Consider the following 25,308-nt stretch of genomic DNA (forward strand, 5'->3'; position numbering starts at 1 on the left):
GGCCGTGCCACGCTGAGGTGGTGAGCCACGGTTGGGGAAGACCGGCGGTCGACACCGGTACAGGCTGGGCCGTCGTCGATGTCGAGACGTCGGGTTTCCGGCCCGGGCAGGCGCGCATCGTCAGCCTCGCCGCGCTCGCGGTGGGTGACGACGGCAACGTCGAGCAGAGCCTGGCCACGCTGTTGAACCCGGGTGTCGACCCGGGGCCGACGCACGTGCACGGGCTGACCGCCGAGATGCTCGAGGGTGCGCCCCGCTTCGGCGACGTCGTCGCCGACCTGGCCGAACTGCTGCGCGGCCGCACGCTCGTCGCGCACAACGTCGGGTTCGACTACTCGTTCCTGACCGCCGAGGCCGAACTCGTCCGCGCCGAACTGCCGATCGACTCGGTGATGTGCACGGTCGAACTCGCCCGCCGCCTCGATCTCGGGACCGAGAACCTGCGGTTGGAGACGCTCGCCGCTCACTGGGGCGTCCCGCAGCTCAAACCGCATGACGCACTCGACGACGCGCAGGTCCTCGCACAGATCCTCAAGCCGACGCTGGCCCGCGCCCGCGAGCGCCGGGCCTGGCTGCCGACGCGTCCGGTGAGCCGGCGGCGGTGGCCCAACGGCCGGGTGACCCACGACGAGCTGCACCCGCTGAAGATGGTGGCCGCACGGCTGCCCTGCGCCTACCTCAACCCGGGCCGCTACATCGCGGGGCGTCCGCTGGTGAAGGGGATGCGCGTTGCGGTCGCGGCGGAGGTCGCCCGTACCCACGAGGAGTTGATCGAACGGATCGTCGCGGCCGGGCTGGCCTACACCGACGCGGTGGATCCAGAAACCTCACTGGTCGTCTGCAACCAGCCCGACGTCGAACATGGCAAGGGCTACCAGGCGCAGGAGTTCGGCGTCCCCGTGCTCTCCGACACCCACTTCCTGCGCGCGCTCGACCACGTGATCGGGGGCACCGGCATCGAGGAGTTCTTCGACGCCACCACAGTGGGCGATCAGTTCGCGCTGTTCTGACCCGGGACGAACCGGCGCGCGACCTCCAGCCACGTGTCCAGGTCCGGCGACGTCTCGTACTCCGAGTCGAGTAGGTACAGGCTCGGTGCCGGACAACTCGCACCGATCTCCACCAGCACCGGGCGCAGTGTCAGTTCCGGCGCGAGCGCATGGGCCGGTGATCCGCCGAGCATGAGCGGGAACGTCGGGACCTGACCGAGTTCACCGTGGCCGAACTGGTCGAGGAACAGCTTGAGCAGCCCGGTGTAGGTGGCCTTGAAGGTCGGCGAGGCGACCACCAGTGAGTCGGCGGACTTCACGATGTCCTTCGCCTCGGCCACCTTCGGGTCACCCCACCCGAGCAGCCCGGCGCCGAGGTCGACGACATCGATGACGTGCTCGGCGGGCGAGCCGGTCAGCCGCTCGGCGACCAGTTCGGCGGCGGCCCTCGTCCGCGACTTCGGTTTCGGATTGCCCACGACGACGACAGTCACCCACGCACCTTCTCACGGGAGGGCGCGGCCCGATGATCGTTGCGATCGGTGCGAGCGAATGTCAGCTGCGGGCGGCGCGGTTGACCGCCGACACCACCGCGCGCAGTGAGGCCGTCGTGATCGACGTCGCGATACCCACACCCCATACCGTCCTGCCGCCAACGGAGGCCTCGACGTAGGCCGCGGCCTGCGCCTCTTCGCCGGCGGACAGCGCATGCTCGGAGTAGTCCAGCACGCTGATGTCGAATCCGATGGCGCCGAGGGCGTCGACGAACGCCGCCAGCGGACCGTTGCCCGCGCCGACGATCTCGCGTTCGACGCCGTCCACCTTGACCACGGCGGTGATCGTGTCGGTGCCGCCGTCGACCTCCGCGGCGTCCACGCGCTGCCGCATCCGCTCGAGCGGCCGCACTGGGGACAGGTACTCGTCGGCGAAGACGTCCCACATCTCCTTGGGCGACACCTCGCCGCCCTCACCGTCGGTGATCTTCTGGATCGCCTGGCTGAACTCGATCTGCAGGCGGCGCGGCAGCACCAGCCCGTGGTCGGCCTTCATGATGTAGGCGACGCCGCCCTTGCCGGACTGGGAGTTCACCCGGATGACGGCCTCGTAGGTGCGGCCGACGTCCTTGGGGTCGATCGGCAGATAGGGCACCTGCCACAGGATGTCGTCGACGTCCATGTCGGCTTCGTCGGCGTCGACCTTCATCTGGTCCAGGCCCTTGTTGATCGCGTCCTGGTGGCTCCCGGAGAACGCCGTGTAGACCAGGTCGCCGCCGTAGGGGTGTCGTTCGTGCACCGGCAGCTGGTTGCAGTACTCGACGGTGCGGCGGATCTCGTCGATGTTCGAGAAGTCGATCTGCGGGTCGACGCCGCGGCTGAACAGGTTCAGGCCCAGCGTCACCAGACAGACGTTGCCGGTGCGCTCACCGTTGCCGAACAGGCAGCCCTCGATGCGGTCGGCCCCCGCCTGGTAGCCCAATTCGGCTGCGGCGACGGCGGTTCCGCGGTCGTTGTGCGGGTGCAGGCTCAGGATGATGGACTCGCGCGGGCTCAGGTGCCGGTTCATCCACTCGATCGAGTCGGCGTAGACGTTGGGCGTCGCCATCTCGACGGTGGCGGGCAGGTTGACGATCAGCGGCACCTCGGGGGTGGGCTGCACGACGTCGGCGACCGCGTTGCAGACGTCGACGGCGTATTCCAGTTCGGTGCCGGTGTAGGACTCCGGGGAGTACTCGAATCGCCACTGCGTGTCCGGATACTTGGCGGCCTCCTCGACGCACAGGCGGGCGCCGTCGACGGCGATCTGCTTGACGGCCTCCCGGTCGGCGCGGAACACGACGCGCCGCTGCAGGATCGACGTCGAGTTGTAGAAGTGCACGATCGCCCGCGGCGCGCCCTGACAGGCCTCGAAGGTGCGGGTGATCAGTTCGGGCCGGCACTGGGTCAGCACCTGGATGGTGACGTCGTCGGGGATCGCGCCCTGCCCGATGATCTCGCGGACGAAGTCGAAATCGGTCTGGCTGGCCGACGGGAAGCCGACCTCGATCTCCTTGTAGCCCATGCGCACCAGCAGGTCGAACATGCGGCGCTTGCGCTGCGGGCTCATCGGGTCGATCAGCGCCTGGTTGCCGTCGCGCAGGTCGACCGCGCACCACATCGGCGCGGTCTCGACGACCTTGTCGGGCCACGTGCGGTCGGGCAGCGTGATGTTCTCGACTTCGTCGGCGAAGCTGCGGTAGCGGCTGACCGGCATCGAGGAGGCGCGCTGGGTGTTCCAGGCCGGTTGGCCGGGATGCGGCGGGCCGGACGGGGTGGTGATGGCGCGGACGGACGAGAAGGCGTCTGGGGATTCAGGGGTGTTCATGATCGATTGCTCCGGGAGTTTGGACGAGGGACTCGACCGGCGCATCGCGAAAACCCGCGACGGGAAGCCGGTCTGGTCAGACCCCGCCGCGGCGGCCGAGAAGAAGCACCCGCTGCACGTTGCCCACTGTAGCGTGCCGGGCCCCGACCCCCAAACCCTGCGTCACACGGCGGAGTCAGGGAACGCGATCACCGACAGGAACCGGATCGGCAGTTCGACCAGGTCGACCGGGCCGTGCGCACCTTCGCCGTCGATCTGCAGCGAGTCACCGGGGTGCAGGCGGTACACCGACCGGCTGTGGCTGTAGTCCATGACGCCTTCGAGCATGTAGATGAACTCGGTGCCCGGATGCTGGAACAGCGGATAGGTCCGGCTCTTCTCCGACAGCCTGACCTCGAGGCACTCCAGCCGCTTGTGCTCACCGCGCAGCGACCCCAGCAGCTGGTAGTCGTGCCCCTCCTTGGTGCCGTTGCGCACGATCCGCGCGCCGGTGCCCGCTTTGACGAAAGCGGCCGGGCGCTCGACGTCCGCGCCGCGGAACAGGCTGGTCACCGGCACGTCGAAGCCCTTGGCCAGCAAGGCCAGGGTGGACAGACTGCAGGAGGTCTGCGCGTTCTCGATCTTGCTCATCATCGCCTTCGAGATGCCGACGCGGGCGGCCATCTCGGCGACGGTCAAACCGTGCTGCTGACGCAGCTGGCGCACGTTTCGCCCGATCGCCGCCTCGAACTCGGTGTCGGTGACCGGTTCGTGTGGGTCACGCTCGCGCGCGGTGCCCGACTCGTTGCGGAGCAGTGGCACGTGATCGTCGGAGGGGCTCACAGCACCTGTCTAACGCATCTCGCCGGCGCCGACGTACGGGTACGGCGTGCGGAGCAGGTCGCCCTCGGCGAAGCGGGACAGCCGGAAGTCGGTCTCGGGGATTCGCGGGTCGGCGCTGTGTCCTTCGACGATCAGGTCCGCCACCAGCCGGCCGACCGCGGGCGCGATCTTGAAACCGTGGCCGCTGAATCCGGCCGCGACGACGAGGCCGTCGAGATCGGTGCGCGAGATCACCGGGTTCCAGTCCGGAGTGACGTCGTAGCAGCCGGCGTAACTGCTGGTGATCGAGGCGTCGGGGAATCCGGGGAATCTCGTGCCCACCTTGTCGACGGTGATGTCGACGAACGAGTCGGTGGCGCGGTTGAGGTAGTCGTCCGGGTCGGTCTCCTCGTTGTCGGCCAGATCGCTGTTGCCGAACAGCACGGTTCCGTCGGGTTCGGGCCGGATGTACTGCAGCGACACCAGGTCGGAAAAGACCGGCACCGGACCGAGTTCGACTCCGGGGTCGATCATCACGATCTGTTCGCGCACGACGCGGATCGGCACGTCGATGCCGTGCTGGGCGAGGAACGGGCGGGTCCAGGCGCCGGTGGCCACGACGACGGTCTCGGCGGAGATCTCGCCGCCGTCAGCGAGTTTCACCCCGGTGACGCGGCCACCGTCGGTCAGCAGGCTGCGCACGGCGGTGCTCTGGCGCACCCGCACACCGGCCGCTCGGGCGGCCACCGCGAACGCCTGCGCGGTCTGGTACGCGTCGCCGTAGCCGCCGCGCGGTTCCCACCCGAACGCCGCGAACGGTGTGAGGTCCGCGAACGGCCACATGCGCGCGACCTCGGCGGCGTCGACCTCCTCGGTCTGTACCCCGACCGCGCGCTGCGCGGCGAGGCTCTTGCGCATGGCGTCGACGTTTGGTTCGCCGACGCCGACGACGTAGCCGGTCTGGCGGAACCCGATGTCGGATGCCTCATCTCCCAGGAACTTCTGCGGGTTCTCGAACACCTCGAGCCCGACGGTGGCCATCGCGGCCAGTGAGCTCACGCCGTAGTGGCAGCGCACGATGCCACTCGATTTGCCCGTCATCCCGGACCCGACGGTGTGCCGTTCGGCGACAACCACATTCGTGACCCCGCGCTCGGCCAGCGCCCAGGCCGCCGCGGCGCCCTCGAGACCGCCTCCGACGATGACGACGTCGGCCGTCTCACCCATCAGAAGCCCGCCCCGGGGATCCAGTTGGTGCCGGCCAGCGGGACCCGGGCCATCGCGGCGGCCTCGATGGTGACGGCCACCAGATCCTCGGGTTCGAGGTGGCAGACGTGGGCCTTCCCGCAGGCGCGGGCGATGGTCTGCGCCTCCATCGTGAGCACCCGCAGGTAGTTGGCCAGCCGGCGGCCCGCCTCGACGGGGTCGAGCCGGGCGGCCAGTTCCGGGTCCTGCGTGGTGATCCCGGCCGGATCGCGCCCGTCCTGGAAATCGTCGTAGAAGCCTGCGGCGCTGCCGATCTCCTCGTACTCGGCGGCGTACCGCGGGTGGTTGTCGCCGAGTGCGATCAGCGCCGCGGTGCCGATCGCGACGGCGTCGGCGCCCAGGGCGAGCGCCTTGGCCACGTCGGCGCCGGTGCGGATACCGCCGGAGACGATGAGCTGCACACCCTGTCTTCCGGCCCGGTGCACCCCGAGTTCCTGCAGCGCCTGCACCGCCTGGGGGATCGCGGCCAGCGTCGGGACGCCGACGTGCTCGATGAACACCTCCTGGGTGGCCGCGGTCCCGCCCTGCATCCCGTCGACCACCACCACGTCGGCGCCGGCGTGCACCGCGAGCTTGACGTCGTAGTAGGTGCGGGTGGCGCCGACTTTCACGTAGATCGGCTTCTCCCAGTCGGTGAGCTCACGCAGCTCGTTGATCTTGATGGTGAGGTCGTCGGGTCCGGTCCAGTCCGGGTGCCGGCACGCCGACCGCTGGTCGATGCCCTGCGGCAGCGTGCGCATCGCCGCGACACGCTCGGAGATCTTCTGCCCCAACAGCATTCCACCGCCGCCCGGTTTGGCGCCCTGACCGAGCACCACCTCGATCGCGTCGGCCTTGCGTAGGTCGTCGGGGTTCATGCCGTAGCGCGACGGCAGGTACTGGTACACCAGGTGCTTGCTCTGCCCGCGCTCCTCCGGCGTCATGCCGCCGTCACCGGTGGTGGTGGACGTGCCGACCTCGCCGGCGCCGCGGCCCAGCGCCTCCTTGGCCTGGCCGGACAGTGCCCCGAACGACATGCCCGCGATGGTCACCGGGATGTCCAGGTGCAACGGGTATTTCGCGTGCCGACCGCCCAGCACCACATCGGTGGCGCACTTCTCGCGGTAGCCTTCCAACGGATACCGCGACATCGAGGCGCCGAGGAAGAGCAGATCGTCGAAGTGGGGCAGTGCCCGCTTGGCGCCCCAGCCGCGGATGTCGTAGACGCCGGTGTCGGCGGCGCGCTGGATCGCGGCGATGGTGGCGCGGTCGAAGGTGGCTGATTCGCGCAGTGCGGCACGATCGGCGGCAGTCATCAGTACGCCCCTGCGTTGTCGACGTGGAAGTGGTAGAGCGTGCGGGCGGAGCCGTAACGGGTGTAGGACGCGGTGTCGTCGTCCTCGAAGCCCGCCGCCTTGAGCAGCTGCCCGAGTTCCTCATGGTGTTCGGCACCCATCTCCTTGGCGACGCAGTCCGCGCCCAGCGACGCCACGGCACCGCGCACGTAGAGGCGGGCCTCGTAGATCGAGTCGCCGAGCGCCTCGCCCGCATCCCCGCGCACGACGAGCCGGCCGGCCTGGGCCATGAAGGCGCTCATGTGCCCGATGTCGCCGCCGACGACGATGTCGATGCCCTTCATCGAGATACCGCACCGCGCAGCGGCGTTGCCCTCGATGACCAACAGGCCGCCGTGTCCGGTGGCACCCGCCGACTGGGAGGCGTTGCCCTTCACCCACACGGTGCCGCTCATCATGTTCTCGGCGACACCGGTGCCGGCGTTGCCCTCGATGACGACCTCGGCGTGCTGGTTCATGCCTGCGGCGTAGTAGCCGACGTGGCCCTCGACCGTCACCCGCACGGGTGCGTCGAGCCCGACGGCGACGTTGTGCGCCCCGTCTGGGTGCTCGATCACGAATTCGCCGGCGAGATCGGGCCGGTGCAGTGCGGCGTTGACCTCGCGCAGCGAGGTCGTGCGCAGATCGAAACGGGTGGGGGTCAACGCGTCCATGCGTACACCACCTCGGGTTCGGGCTCCCAGATCGCGGCGTGCTCGACGCCGGGCAGTCCGGACAGCGCGCGGTATTCACTGGCCATCGCCACCCAGTCGGCGGTCTCGGCGATGACCGCGGGTTTGCAGGCGATGGCGTCGCGCACCACCGCGAAGGAGTCGCGGTTGGACACCAGCAGCGTGTAGAAGCCGTCGAAGGTGGCGCACAGTTCCTTGAGCGCGGTCTCGACGTCACGACCGGCCGCGAGTTGGGCGGCGACGAAGCGCGCGCCCACCTCGGTGTCGTTCTCGCTGTCGAATTCCACACCGGCGGCGCGTAGTTCGCGCCGGACCGTGGCGTGGTTGGCGAACGACCCGTTGTGCACCAGGCACTGGTCCGGTCCGACCGCGTACGGATGGGCCCCCGACGGGGTGACCGCCGACTCGGTGGCCATCCTGGTGTGCCCCACGCCCTGCCAACCCTGCGCCGACGCCAGTCCCCATGCCTCGGTCAACGCGTGCGGATCGCCGACGCCCTTGAGCACCGCCAGATCGGTGCCGAACCCGGCGACGAGCGCGCCGGGAAACGCCGCGCGCGCCGCGGCCAGCAGTGCCTCGGATTCGGCCGGCGCGGTCACCAGGTAGGTGGCGTCCAGCACTGTCACCGACACCGGCACGCCCAGCGCCGTACCCACCGCGTCGGTCACCGACTCCGGGGACGCCCCGATCTCGAGCAGCGAGACGCAGCCGTGGCCGGGCGGCGTCCAGGTCGGGTCACCGTAGACCGCGACGCCCGCCGAATCGCTTCCGCGATCGGACATCTCGCACAGCATCCCGGTGAGCAGTTCGCCCAGCCGTGGATGGAGTTCGGGGTTGCGCAGATGCAACCCGACGATGCCGCACATGTGTCGCTCTCTCTTTCGTCGTCGGAACGTCAGAACGCCGTCAGGTACTGGTCGACCTCCCACGGGCTGACCGTGCCGTGGTAGTCGAAGAACTCGCGACGCTTGAGGTCGGCGAAGTAGCGCGCGACGCCGTCACCCGCGGCGTCGAGGACGCCGGAGACGACGGGGTCACCTTCGAGCTCCTCGACCGCGTGCAGCAGGGTCGGCGGCAGTGTGGAACGGCCCTGCATGACCGCCCCGACCGCACCCGGGTCAGTCGAGCGCTTGATCCCGTCGAGGCCGGCGCCCAGGGCGGCGGCGACCGCGAGGTACGGATTCGCCGACCCGTCGCCGCCGCGCAGTTCGATGCGCTGGGCGTCGGGCACCCGGATGTAGTGGGTGCGGTCGTTGCCGCCGAAGGTGGCGCTGCGCGGCGCCCACGATGCGCCCGACGCGGTGCTGACAGCGCCGGTCCGCTTGTAGGAGTTGACCGTCGGGGCGATCACGGATTGCAGCGCGCAGGCGTGGTCGAGGATGCCGCCGATGAAGGCGTATGCGGTGTCCGACAGGCCGAGGCCCCTGCCGTCCTCGTCGTCGGACCGTGCGGGGAACACCGGGGTGCCGCCACTGGTCAGCGACAGGTGGAAGTGCAGGCCGCTACCGGTGCGGTCCCCGAACGGTTTGGGCATGAAGGTGGCGACCATGCCGCGCTCGGCGGCGATCATCGACAGCAGGTAGCGCAGCGTGATGACGCGGTCAGCGGTGGTCAGCGCGTCGGAGAACTGGAAGTTCTGCTCGAACTGGCCGTTGCCGTCCTCGTGGTCGTTGGCGTAGTTTGACCAGCCCAACTGGTTCATCGCCGACGAGATCGCGGTCAGGTGGTCGTACATGCGGGTCACCCCGCGGGCGTCGTAGCAGGGCTGGGCGGCGGTGTCGGCGGCGTCGGCCGTGGCGAGGCTGCCGTCGGCGTTGCGGGTGAGCAGGAAGTACTCGACCTCCGCGCCCACCCAGGGCTCGAAGCCGGCATCGGCGGCCTGCTGGATGATGGTCTTGAGGATGATGCGCGGCGCGTACGGCCACGGCTTGCCCTCGACGTGGGGGTCGCAGTGCACGATCGCCAGGCCGTCCTTGACGAACGGGACCGGCGTGAACGACTCAGTGTCCGGGATCGCCATCAGGTCAGGGTCTTTGGGCTCCTGCCCGATGGCGCCCACCGCGTACCCGGCGAAGCCGACACCCTCGGTGGCGAGCTGCTCGACGGCTTCGACGGGAACCAGCTTGGCGCAGGGCTTTCCGCGCAGATCGACGAACAGCGCCAGGATGAACCTGGTGCCGGTCTTCTCGGCGAGGGCGGCGAGATCGGCGGACATGGCAGAACCTCTGTCTCTTGTTATGAATCAATGTATCACGATAAGAAACTCGACGGACATGCGAATGCGGCCGACGCGGGGGTGTGCACGCCCCGCGCCGGCCGCGGTCCGGATCAGACGGGTTGCATGTCGTATGAGGATTCGCGGTGGAACTTGGCGTCGATGCCCTGCTCCTCCTCGTCGGGCGAGATGCGGATGCCGACGGTCTTCTTGAGCGCGAAGGCGATGATGTACGCGACCGCGAACGAATAGAGCATCACCGCACCGGCCGCGACCGCCTGCTTCCACAGTTGGTCGATGCCGCCGCCGTAGAACAGGCCGTTGACCCCGTTCGGCATGCCCTCGCTGGCGAAGAAACCGATCAGCAGCGTGCCGACCACGCCGCCGACGAGGTGCACGCCGACGACGTCGAGCGAATCGTCATAGCCGAAGCGGGATTTGAGTCCGACCGCGTACACGCAGATGGCGCCGGCGATACCGCCGACGAAGATCGCGCCGACCGGCGTGACCGCGCCGCAGGCGGGGGTGATGGCGACCAGGCCGGTGATCGCGCCCGACGCGGCGCCCACACCGGTGACGTGGCCGGTCTTGATCTTCTCGACGGCCAGCCATGCCAGCACCGCGGCGCAGGTGGCGACGAACGTCGTGACCATGACGATGGCCGCGGAGTTGCCCGCGGCGAGGGCGGAGCCGCCGTTGAACGCATACCAGCCGGCCCACAGCAGACCCGCACCGAGCAGGGTCAGCGGCACGTTGTGCGGTTTGCGCAACTGACCGAACATCGCCGACTTGCCGAGCACGATCGCGACGGCCAGCGCCGCGGCGCCGGCGTTGATGTGCACCGCGGTGCCACCGGCGAAGTCGACGGCGCCGAGCGTGTTGGCGATCCAGCCGCCGACCGAGTTCTCCGTGACCACGCCGTCGAACGCGAACACCCAGTGCGCGACCGGAAAGTAGACCAGCACGGCCCACAGCGTGGCGAAGCCCATCCAGGCGCCGAACTTCATGCGGTCGGCGACCGCACCGGAGATGAGCGCGACGGTGATCGCGGCGAACAGGGCCTGGAAGACAGCGAAGAGGCTGATCGGCAGGCCGTCGACGGTGGTCATCGGCTCGAGGAGGTCGGTCATGCCGGCGAACTCGGTGAAGCTGCCGACGAACCCTCCGTACGAGGTGCCGAACACCATGGAGAAGCCGAACAGGACCCACAGCAACCCGACGGCTGCGACGGCCCCGAAAGTCATCATCATCATGTTGGTCGAGCTCTTCACCGAGACCATGCCGCCGTAGAACAGGGCGAGGCCGGGGATCATCAGCGTGAGGCCGATGATGCAACACAGCATGAAGGCTGTGGTTCCTGTATCCATGTGAAACCTTTTCTGCGGGTAAGCGGCCCACGGCAGGCCGATCACTGGCAGTAACCGATGTTTCTGTTACGGAGGCAGGTCCGATTGTGTTGCAACGGCGTTAATTGTGTTCGTGTCGCCGAGAATCAGAGCGCGGGGCGGCCCCAGGTCCGGCTGAACGCGACGTCCGCCAGCGGCAGCCGCTCGCGCGGCCGCGAGTCGCGTTCGACGACGGCCTCGTCGGCCTGCGCGTAGTCACCGAGCAGTCCGACCGCGACGACGGCCAGCGGGATGACACCCTCGGGGATCCCGAACGCCTGCCGCGACGCCTCGGGGTCGAAGCCCGCCATCGGATGGGTGATCAGCCCGCGCGAGACCGCCTCGACGGTGAGGTTGGCGACCGCCGCGCCCGCGTCGAACACCGCGTAGCGGGCGGTGCGCTCGTCATCCCCCTCGTCGGCGCAGACCAGGATGAGCGCGCTGGCCGCCTTCGCGTAGCTGTTGCCGCGGCGCAGCACCCCGGCCAGTGCGTCGAACGTCGGGTCGCCGCGGCGCCCGACGACGAACCGCACCGGTTGCCTGCCGCCCCACGTCGCGGACCACCGCGCGGCCTCCAGCAGCCCGGTGAGGTCGTCCTCGCCGAGTTCGGCCGCCGGATCGAACGCGCGGGGGCTCCAGCGCGCGGCGAGGTGGGGATGGATGGGGACGCGGGTGTCGGCGTGCCGATCGGTGGGCGGAGTGGCCACGCGTCGACGCTACCGGTGTGGCCCGCGGCGCGACGGAGGGAAAAAGCAGGTGCGCGCAGCCCTTATCCTTGGTGGGACTTTTTCCCGCGCGAAAGGCTTGTTCAGTGGCGCTCGTCGTCCAGAAATACGGTGGCTCCTCGGTGTCCGACGCCGAGCGCATCCGCCGCGTCGCCGAACGCATCGTCGAGACCAAGAAGCAGGGCAACGACGTGGTCGTCGTGGTATCGGCGATGGGTGACACCACCGACGATTTGCTGGACCTGGCCCAGCAGGTGTGCCCGGCGCCGCCCGCGCGCGAATTGGACATGCTGCTCACCGCCGGTGAGCGCATCTCCAACGCCCTGGTGGCGATGGCCATCGAGTCCCTCGGCGCGCAGGCCCGCTCGTTCACCGGCTCGCAGGCCGGCGTCGTCACCACCGGCACCCACGGCAACGCCAAGATCATCGACGTCACCCCGACCCGGCTGCGGTCGGCGCTCGACGAGGGCCAGATCGTTCTGGTCGCCGGGTTCCAGGGCGTGAGCCAGGACACCAAGGACGTCACCACGCTCGGCCGCGGGGGGTCGGACACCACCGCGGTCGCCGTGGCCGCCGCGCTGAACGCCGACGTCTGCGAGATCTACACCGACGTCGACGGCGTCTACACCGCCGACCCGCGTATCGTGCCCAACGCCCACAAGCTCGACACCGTCAGTTTCGAGGAGATGCTCGAGATGGCGGCGTGCGGCGCCAAGGTGCTGATGCTGCGCTGTGTGGAGTACGCCCGCCGCTACGACCTGCCCATCCACGTGCGCTCGTCGTACAGCGACAAGCCCGGGACCATCGTCAAAGGATCGATCGAGGACATCGCCATGGAAGACGCCATCCTGACCGGAGTAGCTCACGACCGCAGCGAGTCGAAGGTCACCGTCGTGGGCCTGCCCGACGTCCCCGGATACGCCGCCAAGGTGTTCCGCGCGGTCGCCGACGCCGACGTGAACATCGACATGGTGCTGCAGAACATCAGCAAGATCGAGGACGGTAAGACCGACATCACGTTCACGTGTGCGCGGGACAACGCTCGCACCGCGGTGGAGAAGCTCACCTCGCTGCAGGACGAGATCGGCTTCACCCGCGTGCTCTACGACGACCACATCGGCAAGGTGTCGCTGATCGGCGCGGGGATGCGCAGCCACCCGGGCGTCACCGCCACGTTCTGTGAGGCGCTCGCCGAGGTCGGCGTGAACATCGACCTGATCTCGACCTCGGAGATCCGCATCTCGGTACTGGTCAAGGACACGGAATTGGACAAGGCCGTGGCCGCGTTGCACGAGGCGTTCGGCCTCGGCGGTGACGAAGAGGCGGTCGTCTACGCAGGGACCGGACGGTAGTGATGCGGCGAGCGAAGCGACGGGGGATCTGACATGGTCAGCATCGGTGTGGTCGGCGCGACCGGCCAGGTCGGCCAGGTGATGCGCACGCTGCTCGAAGAGCGCGACTTCCCCGCGACCAGCGTCCGGTTCTTCGCCTCGGCGCGCTCACAGGGCAAGAAGCTGCCGTTCCGCGGTCAGGAGATCGAGGTCGAGGACGCCGAGACCGCCGATCCGTCCGGTCTGGACATCGCGCTGTTCTCGGCGGGCGCCACCATGTCGCGGGTGCAGGCGCCGCGGTTCGCCGAGGCGGGCGCCGTCGTCGTGGACAACTCGTCGGCGTGGCGCAAGGACCCCGACGTCCCGCTGGTGGTCAGCGAGGTCAACTTCACCCGCGATGCCGGCAATCGGCCCAAGGGCATCATCGCCAACCCGAACTGCACGACGATGGCCGCGATGCCGGTGCTCAAGCCGCTGCACGACGAGGCCGGTCTGGTGCGCATGATCGCATCGACCTACCAGGCCGTGTCGGGCAGCGGGCTGGCCGGTGTCGAGGAACTGTTCGGCCAGGCCAGCGCCGTCGTGTCGGGTAGCCGCGACCTGGTGCACGACGGTGGAGCCGTCGACTTCCCGGCGCCGAACAAGTACGTCGCGCCGATCGCGTTCAACGTGGTGCCGCTGGCCGGATCGCTGGTCGACGACGGTTCGGGCGAGACCGACGAGGACCAGAAGCTGCGCAACGAGAGCCGCAAGATCCTCGGCATCCCCGACCTGTTGGTCAGCGGGACATGTGTGCGCGTGCCGGTCTACACGGGGCACTCGTTGTCGCTCAACGTCGAGTTCGCGCAACCGCTTTCGGTGCAGCGCGCGCAGGAGCTGCTGGCCGGGGCGCCCGGTGTGAAGCTGGTCGACGTGCCGACGCCGCTGGCCGCCGCCGGTGTCGACGAATCGCTGGTCGGCCGGATCCGTCAGGACCCGGGTGCGCCGGAAGGTCGCGGGCTGGCGCTGTTCATCTCCGGTGACAACCTGCGAAAAGGCGCGGCGTTGAACACCATTCAGATCGCCGAGCTGCTGGCCGCCCAGTTGTGACCGGCTCTCGCCGAAACGAACGTTTGGGCGAGAAAGTACGAGTGATTCTCGCCATTACGTCGATCTCGGCGATGGCTGCCGCACCCGCCGCGCACGCGCAACCACCCGCGCCGGTGCCCGGCCCGGTGTTGCCGCCGTTGGCGCCCGGCCAGGTGGTGCGCATCGGGCCCACGGCCGGAACCGGGACGCCCACGCGCGATTACGGTATCGGTGCGACGGACCTGTGTGAATTCATGGAGTTCCCGAGCGGGATCCTGCAGGTGTGCGGCGACAGCTTCGCCGGGCAGGGCGTGGGGTTCGGGGGCTGGTATTCGCCGATCGCGCTGCACGTCGACACCGACTCGATCCTCGATCCGGGCGGGGTGCGCTACGACGGCGTCACCGGAGTCGACGTCCCGTTGCTGGCCGATCCGGCGCCGGCCGGGTCGTCGCAACTGCCTGCGGGCGTGGTGCAGATCAACCGCGAGAACTACATGCTGGTCACCACGACCAGCGATCTGCGGCCACAGACCTCCCGCCTGGTGAAAGCCGAAGCGGGACAAGGGGAGTGGCGCACGGTTCCGGGTTCGGAGCGCGACGCTGAATACGCCGAGGGGCGGCAGTCGCAGATCAGCGGCTACTACGACCCCATCCCGACCGCGGACTCCCCGAGCGGGTGGGTGTACATCGTGGCCAACGACTTCGACCGCAGCGGACCGGTGGTGCTGTATCGCGTTGCGCCGCAGGCATTCACCGACCGCGATGCGTGGCAGGGCTGGTCGGCGGAGCAGGGTTGGGGATACGCGCCGACGCCGCTGTGGCCGGACCGCATCGGCGAGATTAGCGTGCGGCAGATCGACGGTGAGACGGTGCTGTCGTACTTCAACGCCAGCACGGGCAACATGGAGATGCGGGTGGCCGACAACCCCGCCGGCCTGGGCACCGCGCCCGTGACGACGGTCGTGGTGGCGGGGGAGTGGCCGGATCAGGCCGAGTTCCTGCCGCCGCCGGAGGTCAACCGGCTGGCCCAGCCGTACGGCGGCTACATCTCACCGGGGTCGACGCTCGAGGAGGTGCGGGTGTTCGTCAGCCAGTGGAACACCACGCCGCTCGGCGACAACGCGCCGTACCGGGTGATCCAGTTCGCGGTCAATCCTTACAAGCCGGGTCAGCCGGCACCGTGGCCGCCGCGTTGAGCCACCCGTTTGCGTGACGTGGTGGCGGTTCCGGGCGCGACTTTCCGCCGTGGCGTTACGCAGCCCGGCGACCACCGCACTCTCACAGCGGATTCATAGCGCATACAGATCCTCCACATGAGCAGCGCTCGCATGATCGGGCGCATGACCGAAACACCGTCGACCCCCGCGTCGTCCCCCGATCCGCGTACCGAACCCGTCGTCACCACCACACCGCCGCCCCCCTACGTCGACACCACCGAGCAGCGCCGCCGCCCCAACCGCGTGGCCACGATCGCCGCGTGGGTCGGCATCGTCGCGGGCGTGGTCTTCATCGTCGCCGTCGTCTTCTTCTCCGGCTTCGTGCTGGGCAGGAGCTCCGACGGCGGCGGCCATCACCGTGACGGCGGGCCCGGCCACGGCCAGATGTTCCACCGCGACGGGCCTGCGCCGATGATGGGGCCGCGCGGACAGTTCGACCGCCCCGGCATGCCTTTCGGCCCAGGTCAGCCCGGTATGCAGACCCCGCAGCAGACCCCGCCGGAGAGCCCGACGACCACCGCGCCCGCTCGACCGTGATTGGAATCATTCCAGTTATTATCTTGACTGAGTCCAGATTGGGCGCATACTCGATGGCATGACCCCGATGCGTGCAACCGAACCCGCGGCCCGTCTCCGGGCCGCGGGCCTACGGGTCACTGCGCCCCGTCTCGCGGTGCTGTCCGCACTCGAACAGGCGCCGCACTCGACGGCCGACGACGTGACGGGCCGCGTGCGCGAGGCGCTCGGCTCGGTGTCCACCCAGGCGATCTACGACGTCCTGCGGGCCTGCGTCTCGGCGGGCCTGGTCCGGCGGATCGAGCCGGCGGGTTCGTCGGCGCGTTACGAGACCCGTATCGGTGACAACCACCATCACCTGGTGTGCCGCGGCTGCGGCCGGGTGGCCGACGTCGACTGCGTCGTCGGGGCCGCGCCCTGCCTCGAGCCCTCCCACGTCGAAGACGGGTTCACCGTCGACGAGGCCGAGGTCGTGTTCTGGGGCACCTGCGCGGATTGCCGCTCGCAGCAACAGGTTTCCGCCCGTCGCATCGGGCAGTTCGCCGACTGACCAGCGGGAAGGGAGCGGCGTCTTGCCGTCTGCGACGAGGCTGGCATGATCGGACACCATGAGCATCGAAGTGAAGTACACCGCAGAATCCACCGCGAGCGGCGGCGGCCGGGACGGTCACGTGAAGTCGGACGACGGCCGCATCGACCTCGACACCCGTCCGCCGAAGGCCGCCGGTGGCAGTGGTGAGGGCACCAACCCCGAACAGCTGTTCTCGGCCGGTTACGCTGCCTGCTTCCTGGGCGCGCTGCGGCTGATGGCCAAGAACGGCGACGTCACGCTCGACGAGGCCACCAGCATCACCGCGCAGGTCGGGTTCGGTAAGGACTCGGAGGGCGGATTCGGCATCAACGCCCACCTGATCGGTTACCTGCCGGGGCTCGAGCAGGCGCAGGCCGACGACCTCATGCAGCAGGCGCACCAGTTCTGCCCGTACTCGAAGGCCACCCGCGGCAACATCGACGTGAAGCTGTCGGCGAAGGTCTAGTGCCGGTGCGTTTCCTGGTGGGCATCGCCGTGGCCGGTCTCGCACTGGCCGCGGCGGCGCCCGCGCAGGCCCGCCCCTCCGATCCGGGCGTGGTGAACTACGCCGTGCTCGGGAAGGGGTCGGTCGGCAACATCGTCGGTGCCACCATGCGGTGGGAGTCGGTCTTCACCAACCCGGTGCAGGGCTTCTACGTCGACAACCCGGTGTGCAACAACTGGGCCGACGTCGGGCTGCCCGAGGTGTACAACGATCCGGACCTGGCGTCGTTCAACGGCGCCGTCGCCCAGGAGTCACCCACCGACGCCACCCACCTCGTCAAACAGGCGGTCGGGGTGTTCGCCACGCCGGACGCCGCCGAACGCGCGTACCGCCGTGTCGTCGACCGCACCGCGGGGTGCGCGGGGCAGACGACCGCGATGCACCTCGACAACTTCACCACCCAGGTGTGGACGTTCACCGGCGGTCCGGCAGGCGCTGCGGACGCCGACTGGGTGAAACAGGAAGCGGGCACCGACCGGCGCTGTTTCACCACCACCCGCAAGCGCGAAAACGTGCTTCTGCAAGCAAAGGTCTGTCAATCAGGCAACGGCGGTCCGGCGGTCAACGTGCTGGCCGGCGCCATGCAGAACACACTGGGGCAATGACCGCTCTCATGTGCACGCGCATGTCACCAAGCTGTCACGCATAAATCAGGTGCACTTGTCGGTCCGCTCTGGACAATGAGGACGGTAGCGGTGATCAGCCGATCCCGCTGCCGCCAACCAGCGGTCCAGTCACACGGCCCGGACCCGGGAGGGATGGGTGAGATGACCGTTCCGATCACGTGCGACCCGGGGTGCGATGCCGCACCCGACGAATTCGCCTCGGCAGCCGATGCCGCCGAGCACATCACCGCGCACTGTCTGCACGACGGCCCGGTGGGGCAGGTCGGTCTCGAGATCGAGGCGCACTCCTTCGATCTCGCCGACCCACTCCGACGCCCGGGATGGGGTGAGGTGACGGATGCGATCGCCGAGGTTCCGGCACTGCCCGGCGGCAGCAGGATCACCGTCGAACCCGGTGGCGCGGTGGAGTTGTCCGGCCCGCCCGCACACGATGCGGTGACCGCGATCGCCGCGATGACCTCCGACCGGGCCGTGCTGCGGGCCGCCTTCGCCCAGCGCGGGCTCGGGCTCGTCCCGCTCGGCGCCGACCCGCTGCGCCGGCCGCGCCGGGTCAACCCGGGTCCCCGGTACTCGGCCATGGAGACCTTCTTCACCGCGAGCGGTACCGGCGCCGCCGGTGCGTTCATGATGACGGCGACGGCGTCCGTTCAACTCAACCTCGACGCCGGACCCCGGCACGGATGGGCCGACCGGGTCCGGTTGGCGCATGCGCTCGGCCCGACGATGATCGCCGTCACCGCCAACTCCCCACTGCTCGCCGGCCGGTTCTCGGGTTGGCAGAGCAGCAGGCAGTGGGTCTGGGGTGAACTGGACGAGGCGCGTTGCGGGCCGGTGCTCGGCGCGAGCGGGGACGACCCGGCCAGCGACTGGGCCCGCTATGCGCTGCGCGCCCCGGTCATGCTGGTGCACACCCCGGAGCCGGTGGCGGTGACCGACTGGGTGCCGTTCGCGGATTGGGCCGACGGGCACACGCTCCTCGGCGGGCGGCGGCCGACGCGGGCCGACCTCGAGTACCACCTCACCACCCTCTTCCCGCCGGTGCGTCCGCGCCGCTGGCTCGAAATCCGTTATCTCGATGCGGTTTCCGATGCGCTGTGGCCGGCCGTTGCGTTCACACTGACCACCCTGCTCGACGATCCGGTGGCCGCCGACATCGCCGCGGAGGCCACCGAGTCGGTGGCCACGGCCTGGGACCGGGCCGCGCGCATGGGACTCGGAGACCGCCGGTTGCACGCCGCGGCGACGCGCTGCGTCCAGACCGCGGCCGAGCGGGCGCCCGCGCCCGTGATGGAATCGATGCAGCAATTGGTGCGTTCGGTCGAAGAAGGCAGGTCCCCGGCCGACGACTTCGCCGACCGGGCGGTCGCCTACGGGATTGGCCGAGCCGTCCGCCAACTCGCGAAAGGTGAGTCTTGACCGCACGTGACACGCTGGCCGACGAACTGACCCGAGCGCGCGACCGCACGTTGCGCCTGGTCGACTTCGACGACGCGGAACTGCGGAGGCAGTACGACCCGCTGATGAGCCCGCTGGTGTGGGATCTCGCGCACATCGGGCAGCAGGAGGAGTTGTGGTTGCTGCGCGACGGCAACCCCGACCGGCCCGGAATGCTGGACCCGGGCGTCGAACGCCTCTACGACGCGTTCGTCAACTCGCGGGCCAGCCGGGTGAACCTGCCGCTGCTGCCCCCGACCGATGCCCGCGCGTACTGCCGGACCGTGCGCAACAGGGTGCTCGACGTGCTCGAGGCGCTGCCCGACGACGTCGACGACGGCTTCCGGTTCGCGTTGGTGATCAGCCATGAGAACCAGCACGACGAGACCATGCTGCAGGCGCTCAACCTGCGGACCGGGGCGCCGCTGCTCGGACCCGGCGCATCGCTGCCCACCGGGCGGACCGGCCTCGCCGGCACGTCGGTACCGGTGCCGGGCGGGCCGTTCGTGCTGGGCGTCGACGCCGCCGCCGAACCCCATTCGCTCGACAACGAACGCCCCGCACACGTCGTCGACATCCCCGGCTTCCGGATCGGGCGTGTACCGGTCACCAACGGCGAATGGCAGCAGTTCGTCGACGACGGCGGCTACCGGCAGCCGCGGTGGTGGTCGGCGCCCGGATGGGCGCACCGGCAGGACGCCGGGCTGACGGCGCCGCAGTTCTGGAACGAGGACGGCACCCGCACCCGCTTCGGGCACGTCGAGGAGATCCCCGCCGACGAACCGGTTCAGCACGTCACGTTCTTCGAGGCCGAGGCGTACGCGGCGTGGGCCGGGGCGAGGCTGCCCACCGAGATCGAGTGGGAGAAGGCCTGCGCGTGGGATCCCGTCACCGGGCGGCGCCGCCGCTATCCGTGGGGGTCGTCGGCGCCGACCACTCACCTGGCCAACCTGGGCGGAGACGCGTTGCGGCCCGCACCGGTCGGCGCCTACCCGGCCGGGGCCTCCGCCTACGGCGCCGAACAGATGCTCGGCGATGTGTGGGAGTGGACCACCTCCACGCTGCGGCCCTGGCCCGGTTTCACCCCGATGATCTACGACCGGTACTCGCAGCCGTTCTTCGACGGCACCGGCTCCGGCGACTACCGGGTGCTGCGCGGCGGGTCATGGGCGGTGGCGCCGGAGATCCTGCGGCCCAGCTTCCGCAACTGGGACCACCCGATCCGGCGGCAGATCTTCTCCGGGGTCCGGCTGGCCTGGTCGGACGCCGCCTGATGTGCCGCCACCTCGGCTGGCTGGGGGCGCCGCGCGCCGTCAGCGCGCTGATGCTGGACCCGCCCTACGGCCTGCTGGTGCAGTCCTACGCGCCGCGCCGCCAGAAGCACGGCCTGATGAACGCCGACGGGTGGGGTGTCGGCTTCTTCGACCACGGCACCGCCCGGCGGTGGCGCAGCGCGGCCCCACTGTGGGGCGACGCGTCGTTCGCGTCGGTCGCGCCCGCGCTGCGCAGCGAGTGCGTGGTCGGGGCGGTCCGCTCCGCCAGCATCGGCATGCCGATCGAGCCGACCGCCTCGGCGCCGTTCACCGACGGGTCGTGGCTGCTGTCGCACAACGGCCTCGTCGACCGGGCGGTGCTGCCGCTGTCCGCGCACGCCGAATCGACCGTCGACAGTGCGCTGCTGGCCGCGTTGATCTTCGACCGGGGCATGGACCGGCTGGGCGACACCGTCACCGAGGTCGCCGTCCGCGACCCCGGCGCGCGGCTGAACATCTTGGCCGCCAACGGATCCGAGATGGTCGCCACGACGTGGGGGGACACCCTGTCGGTGTTGCGCACCGGCGACGGCGTGGTGCTGGCCAGCGAACCCTACGACGACGACCCGCGCTGGGAGGAGATCCCGGACCGCCACCTGGTCCGCACCGACGGATCCGCCGTGGCGTTGACCGCGCTGAAAGGACCGGCATGACGTTCACCCTCGCCACCTACCTGGCCGCCGACTCCGCAGCACAGGCGCTGCGCCGCGATGTGCGCGACGGACTGACTGCGACCCCGAAGGCCTTGCCGCCCAAGTGGTTCTACGATTCCGTCGGCAGCGATCTGTTCGACCAGATCACCCGGCTGCCCGAGTACTACCCGACCCGCACCGAGGCGCAGATACTGCGGGACCACTCTGCGGAGATCGCCGCCGCCACCGGAGCCGACACCCTCGTCGAACTCGGCAGCGGCACGTCGGAGAAGACCAGGATGCTGCTGTCGGCGCTGCGCGAGCACGGATCGTTGCGCCGGTTCATCCCGTTCGACGTGGACGCGGGCGTTCTGCGTACTGCCGGCGCAGCGCTGGAGACCGAATACGCCGACCTCGAGATCGAAGCCGTCTGTGGTGATTTCGAGGAACACCTCGGCAAGATCCCGCAGGGCGGACGCCGCGTGATCGCCTTCCTCGGCTCGACGATCGGCAACCTCACCGCCGCACCCCGGGCATCGTTCCTGGCCACCCTGGCCGACACCATGGCCCCCGGTGACGCGCTGCTGCTGGGCACCGACCTGGTCAAGGACACCGACCGCCTGGTCCGCGCCTACGACGACAGCGCAGGCGTCACAGCGCGGTTCAACCGCAACGTGCTCGCCGTGGTCAACCGCGAACTCGACGCCGACTTCGACGTCGACGCCTTCGCCCATGTCGCCCGCTGGAACGCCGGCGAGCAGCGCATCGAGATGTGGTTGCGCGCAACCGGTCCCCAGCGCGTGCACGTCGGGGCGCTCGACCTCACCGCCGACTTCGCCGACGGGGAGGAGATGCTCACCGAGGTGTCGTGCAAATTCCGGCCCGACGACGTCGCCGCCGACCTGGCCGCCGCCGGCCTGCGCCGCACCCACTTCTGGACCGACCCGGCGGGGGACTTCGGCCTGTCGCTGGCGGTCAAGTGACCGACACCCTTGCCGAGCGCTGGCGCGCGGCGCGGCCGCAACCGGCCGGCGTGCACCTCGACAGCGGGGCGTGCTCACGGCAGGGTTTCGCCGCCATCGACGCCGCCGCGCAGCATGCCCGCCACGAAGCCGAAGTGGGCGGTTACGTCGCGCTGGAGGCGGCGGCGCCGGTGCTCGACGCGGGCCGCGCCGCCGTCGCGGCACTGACCGGTCTGACGGCCACCGACGTGGTGTTCACCACCGGGGCGAACCACGCCCTCGACCTGCTGCTGAGCAGTTGGACCGGGGACCGCTCGTTGGCGTGTCTGGTCGGGGAGTACGGGCCGAACCTCGCGCTCATGGCGGCCAACGGATTTCGGGTGTCGGCCCTGCCCGTCGACCCCCACGGCCGGTTGCGCGTCGACGCCGCCGCCGAGGTGTTGGCTCGGGAGCGGCCGGGTCTGGTGCACCTGACGCCACTGGGCAGCCACCGCGGCCTCGCGCAACCGCTGGGCCCCCTGGCCGCGGTGTGCCGGGACCTCGGGCTGCCGCTCGTGGTGGACGCCGCGCAGGCCCTGGGCCACCTCGACTGCACCGTCGCGCCCGATGCGATCTACTCGGCGTCCCGCAAATGGCTGGCCGGACCCCGCGGCGTCGGGGTTTTGGCGGTCCGGCCCGACCTCGCCGAGACTCTGCGCCCACGTTTCCCGCCGTCGGAACCCGGCGCACCACTGACCGTGTGGCAACAGTTCGAACACGGCGAGTCCAATGCCGCTGCGCGCGTGGGGTTCTCCGTTGCCGTCGGCGAACATCTCGCCGAGGGCGACCAGCATGTCAGGGCGCGGCTCGCCGAAGTCGGCCGGCTGACCCGGGAGGCGATGGGCGACGTGCCCGGCTGGCGCGTGGTCGAACCGGTCGACGAGCCGACCGCCATCACGACGCTGACGCCGACCGACGGCGCCGACCCGCACAAGGTCCGGGCCTGGCTCATCGCCGAACGGCGCATCGTGACCACTGCCTGCGACGCCCGCCGGGCACCGCGCGAATTGACGGCGCCGGTGCTGCGTCTCTCACCGCACGTCGACGTCACCGGCGACGAACTCGACCTGACGGCAGCGGCACTGGCCGAGGCGGCCCGCCTCTGATCCCTAACCGGGCTTGTGCGCGGTCAACAGGAACGCGGGAAACTTCAACCGGTCCTTCTCGTCGCGCTCGTGAGGCATGTCCACGGGCCCCCCGGGCATCTGCAGCGCATTGGCGTGGATGAATGCCGGCCGGATGTCGTCGACGGTCCAGTACTGCGACACCGCGTCGCGCAGTTCGGCTTCCTCCACCTCGTGCGGCTTGGTCTCCAGGTCCGGCGGGAACGCGCCCTTGGCGAACGCCAGGATGAACAGCGCCGCGCCGGGGGCCGCGGCCCGGTGGATCGAGCGCAGGTAGCCGTCGCGCCCCTCGACGGGCAGCGAGTGGAACAGCGTGCTGTCGAGGATCGTGCTGAAGCGCCCGTCGTAACCGGTGAACGCGGTGATGTCGGCCTGGGCAAAGCTCGCGGCGGCCAGGCCACGGAGTTGGGCGGCCTTGTTCGCCGCCGCGATCGCCGTCGGGCTGATGTCGAGGCCGACGACGGTGTAGCCGTCCTCGGCCAGCGCCAGTGACAACTCGGCGTGTCCGCACCCGGCATCGAGCACGTCGCTGCGGAACCGGCCCGCCCGGTGCAACGCGGCCAGTTCGGGTTGAGGCTCGCCGATGCTCCACGGCGGCGGGCCGCTGAAGACACCCTCGCCCCGGTATGCGCTGTCCCAATCCATCACATCCGACATGGGTCCAAACCTACGCGGGACCGTCCCAGGAGTGCACGGGCTCGTTGCTGTGCATGCGTTGGCAGTACAACCGCAGCATCTCGGCCAGCGCGGCGGGCCGGGCCAGCCCGCGTTCCTGCAGCGCATGCACGGTGGCGATCTGCCAGGCAGCTCCGTTGCGGCCGGTCTTGGCGCGGCCCTCGATCACCCCGAGGTAGCGGTCGCGCACCTCCGTCGCGACACCCCACCGGCGCAGACCCTCGTCGGCCATCGGAAGTAGCTGCCGCAGCACCAGTTCGTCGGGTGTCACCTCACCGAGACCCGGCCAGTACAGCCGAGCGTCCATTCCGTTCTGCGCGGCGTCGCGGAAGTTGTGCTCGGCCGCGGCGAAGCTCAACTTCGTCCACAGCGGCCGGTCCTCCTCGGACATCGTCCGCAGCACGCCGTAGTAGAACGCCGAGTTGGCGAGCATGTCGATCACGGTCGGTCCGGCGGGTAGCACGCGGTTCTCCACCCGCAGATGCGGTTTGCCGTTCACCACGTCGTAGACGGGGCGGTTCCACCGGTAGATCGTGCCGTTGTGCAGCCGCAGTTCCGAGAGTTTCGGGGTGCGGCCGGCGGCCAGTTCGGCGACCGGGTCCTCGTCGGACACCTCGGGCAACAGCGACGGGAAGTAGCGGACGTTCTCCTCGAACAGGTCGAAGATCGAGGTGATCCAGCGTTCACCGAACCAGACCCGCGGCCGGACGCCCTGGGTCTTGAGCTCGTCGGGCCGGGTGTCGGTGGCCTGGGTGAACAGTTCGATGCGCGTCTCGGCCCACAGCTGGTGGCCGAAGAAGTACGGCGAATTCGCGCCCAGCGCCAACTGCGGTCCCGCGATGACCTGGGCGGCGTTCCAGTTACGCGCGAAATCGGCGGGGGAGACCTGCAGGTGCAGCTGCATGCTGGTGCACGCCGACTCCGGGGCGATCGACGCCGCCTGCAGGCTCAGCCGTTCGGGACCGGCGATGTCGATGAGGATGTCCTCGCCGCGCGCGGTGAAGATCGAGTCGTTGAGCGCCTGGTAGCGCGTCGACTGGCTCATCCAGTTGCTCGCGAGGTGCTCGGGCATCAGCGTCGGCAGGATCCCGATCATCACGATGTGGGCGCCGTCGGAGTCGGCCTTGCCCTCGGCCGCATTGAGGCTCGCGCGCACCTCGGCCTCCAGCTCGAGGGCGGCCCGGCCGGGCAGCGGGCGGGGCGGCACGTTGAATTCGATGTTGTAAGCGCCCAATTCGGTCTGGTAGGCCGGATCGGCGATCGACGCGAGCACCTCGGAATTGCTCATCGCCGGCTGGTAGTCGGCGTCGACGAGGTTGCACTCGATCTCCATACCGGTCAGCGGACGCTCGAACTCGAAGCTCGACTGGGCCAGCATCGTCTCGAACACGTCGAGACACAGCTGCACCTTGCGGCGGTATTCGCGACGGTGCGCCCGGCTGAAGTCGGTCTGCTTCACTTCTTCGCCCACCCCGCCGATGCTAGTGACGCCCGGACGGGTATTCGCTCGATCGGTGGGCGCATATCCCCGGGAAACGGGGGTAGCAC

25 protein-coding genes are annotated in these 25,308 nt (G+C 69.7%); 13 read left to right on the plus strand and 12 right to left on the minus strand.

Annotated features, from left to right (window positions below; genetic code table 11):
- Positions 1-17 precede the first annotated feature (17 nt).
- Positions 18-1,010, plus strand: a complete 993-nt coding sequence (locus AU195_RS08215) for a DEDDh family exonuclease (RefSeq protein ID WP_059158561.1) — start codon at positions 18-20, stop codon at positions 1,008-1,010.
- Here the strand turns inward: AU195_RS08215 and AU195_RS08220 are convergent.
- The 10 genes from AU195_RS08220 to AU195_RS08265 form a co-directional block, all read right to left on the minus strand.
- Positions 992-1,483 (minus strand): NADPH-dependent FMN reductase, encoded by a 492-nt coding sequence (locus tag AU195_RS08220; protein WP_157531066.1) that lies wholly within the window; start codon positions 1,481-1,483, stop codon positions 992-994. The genes AU195_RS08215 and AU195_RS08220 overlap by 19 nt on opposite strands.
- A gap of 61 nt (positions 1,484-1,544) precedes the next feature.
- The gene (gene leuA, locus AU195_RS08225) at positions 1,545-3,350 is read right to left on the minus strand and encodes a 2-isopropylmalate synthase (protein ID WP_059158563.1); all 1,806 of its coding nucleotides are present in this window, start codon (positions 3,348-3,350) and stop codon (positions 1,545-1,547) included.
- Positions 3,351-3,512: 162 nt separating this feature from the next.
- A complete protein-coding gene (locus tag AU195_RS08230; RefSeq protein ID WP_059158564.1) occupies positions 3,513-4,172 on the minus strand; it encodes a helix-turn-helix domain-containing protein in 660 nt (219 codons plus the stop codon).
- A 9-nt stretch (positions 4,173-4,181) separates the two neighbouring features.
- The gene (locus AU195_RS08235; protein ID WP_059158565.1) at positions 4,182-5,378 is read right to left on the minus strand and encodes an NAD(P)/FAD-dependent oxidoreductase; all 1,197 of its coding nucleotides are present in this window, start codon (positions 5,376-5,378) and stop codon (positions 4,182-4,184) included.
- Positions 5,378-6,712, minus strand: coding sequence for an FMN-binding glutamate synthase family protein (locus AU195_RS08240; RefSeq protein WP_059158566.1), 1,335 nt, complete (start codon positions 6,710-6,712; stop codon positions 5,378-5,380). Before AU195_RS08240 ends, AU195_RS08235 begins: the two co-directional genes overlap by 1 nt.
- Positions 6,712-7,404: a protein glxC gene (locus AU195_RS08245; protein ID WP_059158567.1), complete on the minus strand. Its 693-nt coding sequence runs from the start codon at positions 7,402-7,404 to the stop codon at positions 6,712-6,714. The genes AU195_RS08240 and AU195_RS08245 overlap by 1 nt, the downstream gene beginning before the upstream one ends.
- Positions 7,392-8,288 (minus strand): class II glutamine amidotransferase domain-containing protein, encoded by an 897-nt coding sequence (locus tag AU195_RS08250; RefSeq protein ID WP_059158568.1) that lies wholly within the window; start codon positions 8,286-8,288, stop codon positions 7,392-7,394. Before AU195_RS08250 ends, AU195_RS08245 begins: the two co-directional genes overlap by 13 nt.
- A 29-nt stretch (positions 8,289-8,317) precedes the next feature.
- On the minus strand, positions 8,318-9,637 hold the full coding sequence (gene glnT, locus AU195_RS08255; RefSeq protein WP_059158569.1) for a type III glutamate--ammonia ligase: 1,320 nt from the start codon (positions 9,635-9,637) through the stop codon (positions 8,318-8,320).
- 113 nt (positions 9,638-9,750) lie between these two features.
- The gene (locus AU195_RS08260) at positions 9,751-11,004 is read right to left on the minus strand and encodes an ammonium transporter (protein ID WP_059158570.1); all 1,254 of its coding nucleotides are present in this window, start codon (positions 11,002-11,004) and stop codon (positions 9,751-9,753) included.
- A 125-nt stretch (positions 11,005-11,129) separates the two neighbouring features.
- Positions 11,130-11,729, minus strand: a complete 600-nt coding sequence (locus AU195_RS08265) for a nitroreductase family protein (RefSeq protein ID WP_059158571.1) — start codon at positions 11,727-11,729, stop codon at positions 11,130-11,132.
- Between the two features lie 104 nt (positions 11,730-11,833).
- Here AU195_RS08265 and AU195_RS08270 point away from each other — a divergent pair, with 104 nt between their 5' ends.
- From AU195_RS08270 to egtE, 12 genes are all read left to right on the plus strand, one after another.
- Positions 11,834-13,099 carry an aspartate kinase gene (locus tag AU195_RS08270; RefSeq protein ID WP_059158572.1) on the plus strand — a complete coding sequence of 422 codons (1,266 nt, stop codon included), beginning with the start codon at positions 11,834-11,836 and terminating at the stop codon, positions 13,097-13,099.
- Positions 13,100-13,132: 33 nt separating this feature from the next.
- A complete protein-coding gene (locus AU195_RS08275; RefSeq protein WP_059158573.1) occupies positions 13,133-14,167 on the plus strand; it encodes an aspartate-semialdehyde dehydrogenase in 1,035 nt (344 codons plus the stop codon).
- Between the two features lie 71 nt (positions 14,168-14,238).
- Positions 14,239-15,342, plus strand: a complete 1,104-nt coding sequence (locus AU195_RS08280; RefSeq protein WP_157531082.1) for a DUF4185 domain-containing protein — start codon at positions 14,239-14,241, stop codon at positions 15,340-15,342.
- A gap of 132 nt (positions 15,343-15,474) precedes the next feature.
- Positions 15,475-15,900, plus strand: coding sequence for a hypothetical protein (locus AU195_RS08285; RefSeq protein WP_059158574.1), 426 nt, complete (start codon positions 15,475-15,477; stop codon positions 15,898-15,900).
- 58 nt (positions 15,901-15,958) lie between these two features.
- Positions 15,959-16,429, plus strand: coding sequence for a Fur family transcriptional regulator (locus AU195_RS08290; RefSeq protein ID WP_059158575.1), 471 nt, complete (start codon positions 15,959-15,961; stop codon positions 16,427-16,429).
- A gap of 58 nt (positions 16,430-16,487) precedes the next feature.
- Entirely contained in the window at positions 16,488-16,916 is a 429-nt protein-coding gene (locus AU195_RS08295) for an organic hydroperoxide resistance protein (RefSeq protein WP_059158576.1), read from the plus strand.
- Positions 16,917-16,921: 5 nt separating this feature from the next.
- Positions 16,922-17,560, plus strand: a complete 639-nt coding sequence (locus AU195_RS08300) for a sensor domain-containing protein (protein WP_059158779.1) — start codon at positions 16,922-16,924, stop codon at positions 17,558-17,560.
- Positions 17,561-17,722: 162 nt separating this feature from the next.
- A complete protein-coding gene (gene egtA / locus AU195_RS08305) occupies positions 17,723-18,997 on the plus strand; it encodes an ergothioneine biosynthesis glutamate--cysteine ligase EgtA (RefSeq protein WP_059158780.1) in 1,275 nt (424 codons plus the stop codon).
- The gene (egtB, locus tag AU195_RS08310) at positions 18,994-20,289 is read left to right on the plus strand and encodes an ergothioneine biosynthesis protein EgtB (protein ID WP_059158577.1); all 1,296 of its coding nucleotides are present in this window, start codon (positions 18,994-18,996) and stop codon (positions 20,287-20,289) included. The genes egtA and egtB overlap by 4 nt, the downstream gene beginning before the upstream one ends.
- Positions 20,289-20,981, plus strand: coding sequence for an ergothioneine biosynthesis protein EgtC (egtC, locus tag AU195_RS08315; RefSeq protein WP_059158578.1), 693 nt, complete (start codon positions 20,289-20,291; stop codon positions 20,979-20,981). The genes egtB and egtC overlap by 1 nt, the downstream gene beginning before the upstream one ends.
- On the plus strand, positions 20,978-21,943 hold the full coding sequence (gene egtD / locus AU195_RS08320; protein WP_059158579.1) for an L-histidine N(alpha)-methyltransferase: 966 nt from the start codon (positions 20,978-20,980) through the stop codon (positions 21,941-21,943). Before egtC ends, egtD begins: the two co-directional genes overlap by 4 nt.
- Positions 21,940-23,067 (plus strand): ergothioneine biosynthesis PLP-dependent enzyme EgtE, encoded by a 1,128-nt coding sequence (gene egtE / locus AU195_RS08325; RefSeq protein WP_059158580.1) that lies wholly within the window; start codon positions 21,940-21,942, stop codon positions 23,065-23,067. Before egtD ends, egtE begins: the two co-directional genes overlap by 4 nt.
- A 3-nt stretch (positions 23,068-23,070) precedes the next feature.
- Here the strand turns inward: egtE and AU195_RS08330 are convergent, their stop codons facing one another.
- Together AU195_RS08330 and AU195_RS08335 are read right to left on the minus strand one after the other, a co-directional pair.
- Positions 23,071-23,742: a class I SAM-dependent methyltransferase gene (locus AU195_RS08330; protein ID WP_059158581.1), complete on the minus strand. Its 672-nt coding sequence runs from the start codon at positions 23,740-23,742 to the stop codon at positions 23,071-23,073.
- Positions 23,743-23,752: 10 nt separating this feature from the next.
- Positions 23,753-25,231 (minus strand): glutamate-cysteine ligase family protein, encoded by a 1,479-nt coding sequence (locus tag AU195_RS08335; RefSeq protein WP_059158582.1) that lies wholly within the window; start codon positions 25,229-25,231, stop codon positions 23,753-23,755.
- Positions 25,232-25,308 lie beyond the last annotated feature (77 nt).

The organism is Mycobacterium sp. IS-1496, from assembly GCF_001499995.1.
GTDB lineage: Bacteria > Actinomycetota > Actinomycetes > Mycobacteriales > Mycobacteriaceae > Mycobacterium.

Excerpts from the sequence above, each read along its gene's own strand:
- leuA (WP_059158563.1), bottom strand. The coding sequence starts at position 3,350 with ATGAACACCCCTGAATCCCCAGACGCCTTCTCGTCCGTCCGCGCCATC.
- AU195_RS08235 (WP_059158565.1), bottom strand. The coding sequence starts at position 5,378 with ATGGGTGAGACGGCCGACGTCGTCATCGTCGGAGGCGGTCTCGAGGGC.
- AU195_RS08240 (WP_059158566.1), bottom strand. The coding sequence starts at position 6,712 with ATGACTGCCGCCGATCGTGCCGCACTGCGCGAATCAGCCACCTTCGAC.
- AU195_RS08245 (WP_059158567.1), bottom strand. The coding sequence starts at position 7,404 with ATGGACGCGTTGACCCCCACCCGTTTCGATCTGCGCACGACCTCGCTG.
- AU195_RS08250 (WP_059158568.1), bottom strand. The coding sequence starts at position 8,288 with ATGTGCGGCATCGTCGGGTTGCATCTGCGCAACCCCGAACTCCATCCA.
- glnT (WP_059158569.1), bottom strand. The coding sequence starts at position 9,637 with ATGTCCGCCGATCTCGCCGCCCTCGCCGAGAAGACCGGCACCAGGTTC.
- AU195_RS08260 (WP_059158570.1), bottom strand. The coding sequence starts at position 11,004 with ATGGATACAGGAACCACAGCCTTCATGCTGTGTTGCATCATCGGCCTC.
- AU195_RS08275 (WP_059158573.1), top strand. The coding sequence starts at position 13,133 with ATGGTCAGCATCGGTGTGGTCGGCGCGACCGGCCAGGTCGGCCAGGTG.
- AU195_RS08280 (WP_157531082.1), top strand. The coding sequence starts at position 14,239 with ATGGCTGCCGCACCCGCCGCGCACGCGCAACCACCCGCGCCGGTGCCC.
- AU195_RS08285 (WP_059158574.1), top strand. The coding sequence starts at position 15,475 with ATGATCGGGCGCATGACCGAAACACCGTCGACCCCCGCGTCGTCCCCC.
- AU195_RS08290 (WP_059158575.1), top strand. The coding sequence starts at position 15,959 with ATGACCCCGATGCGTGCAACCGAACCCGCGGCCCGTCTCCGGGCCGCG.
- AU195_RS08295 (WP_059158576.1), top strand. The coding sequence starts at position 16,488 with ATGAGCATCGAAGTGAAGTACACCGCAGAATCCACCGCGAGCGGCGGC.
- egtA (WP_059158780.1), top strand. The coding sequence starts at position 17,723 with ATGACCGTTCCGATCACGTGCGACCCGGGGTGCGATGCCGCACCCGAC.
- egtC (WP_059158578.1), top strand. The coding sequence starts at position 20,289 with ATGTGCCGCCACCTCGGCTGGCTGGGGGCGCCGCGCGCCGTCAGCGCG.
- egtD (WP_059158579.1), top strand. The coding sequence starts at position 20,978 with ATGACGTTCACCCTCGCCACCTACCTGGCCGCCGACTCCGCAGCACAG.
- AU195_RS08330 (WP_059158581.1), bottom strand. The coding sequence starts at position 23,742 with ATGTCGGATGTGATGGATTGGGACAGCGCATACCGGGGCGAGGGTGTC.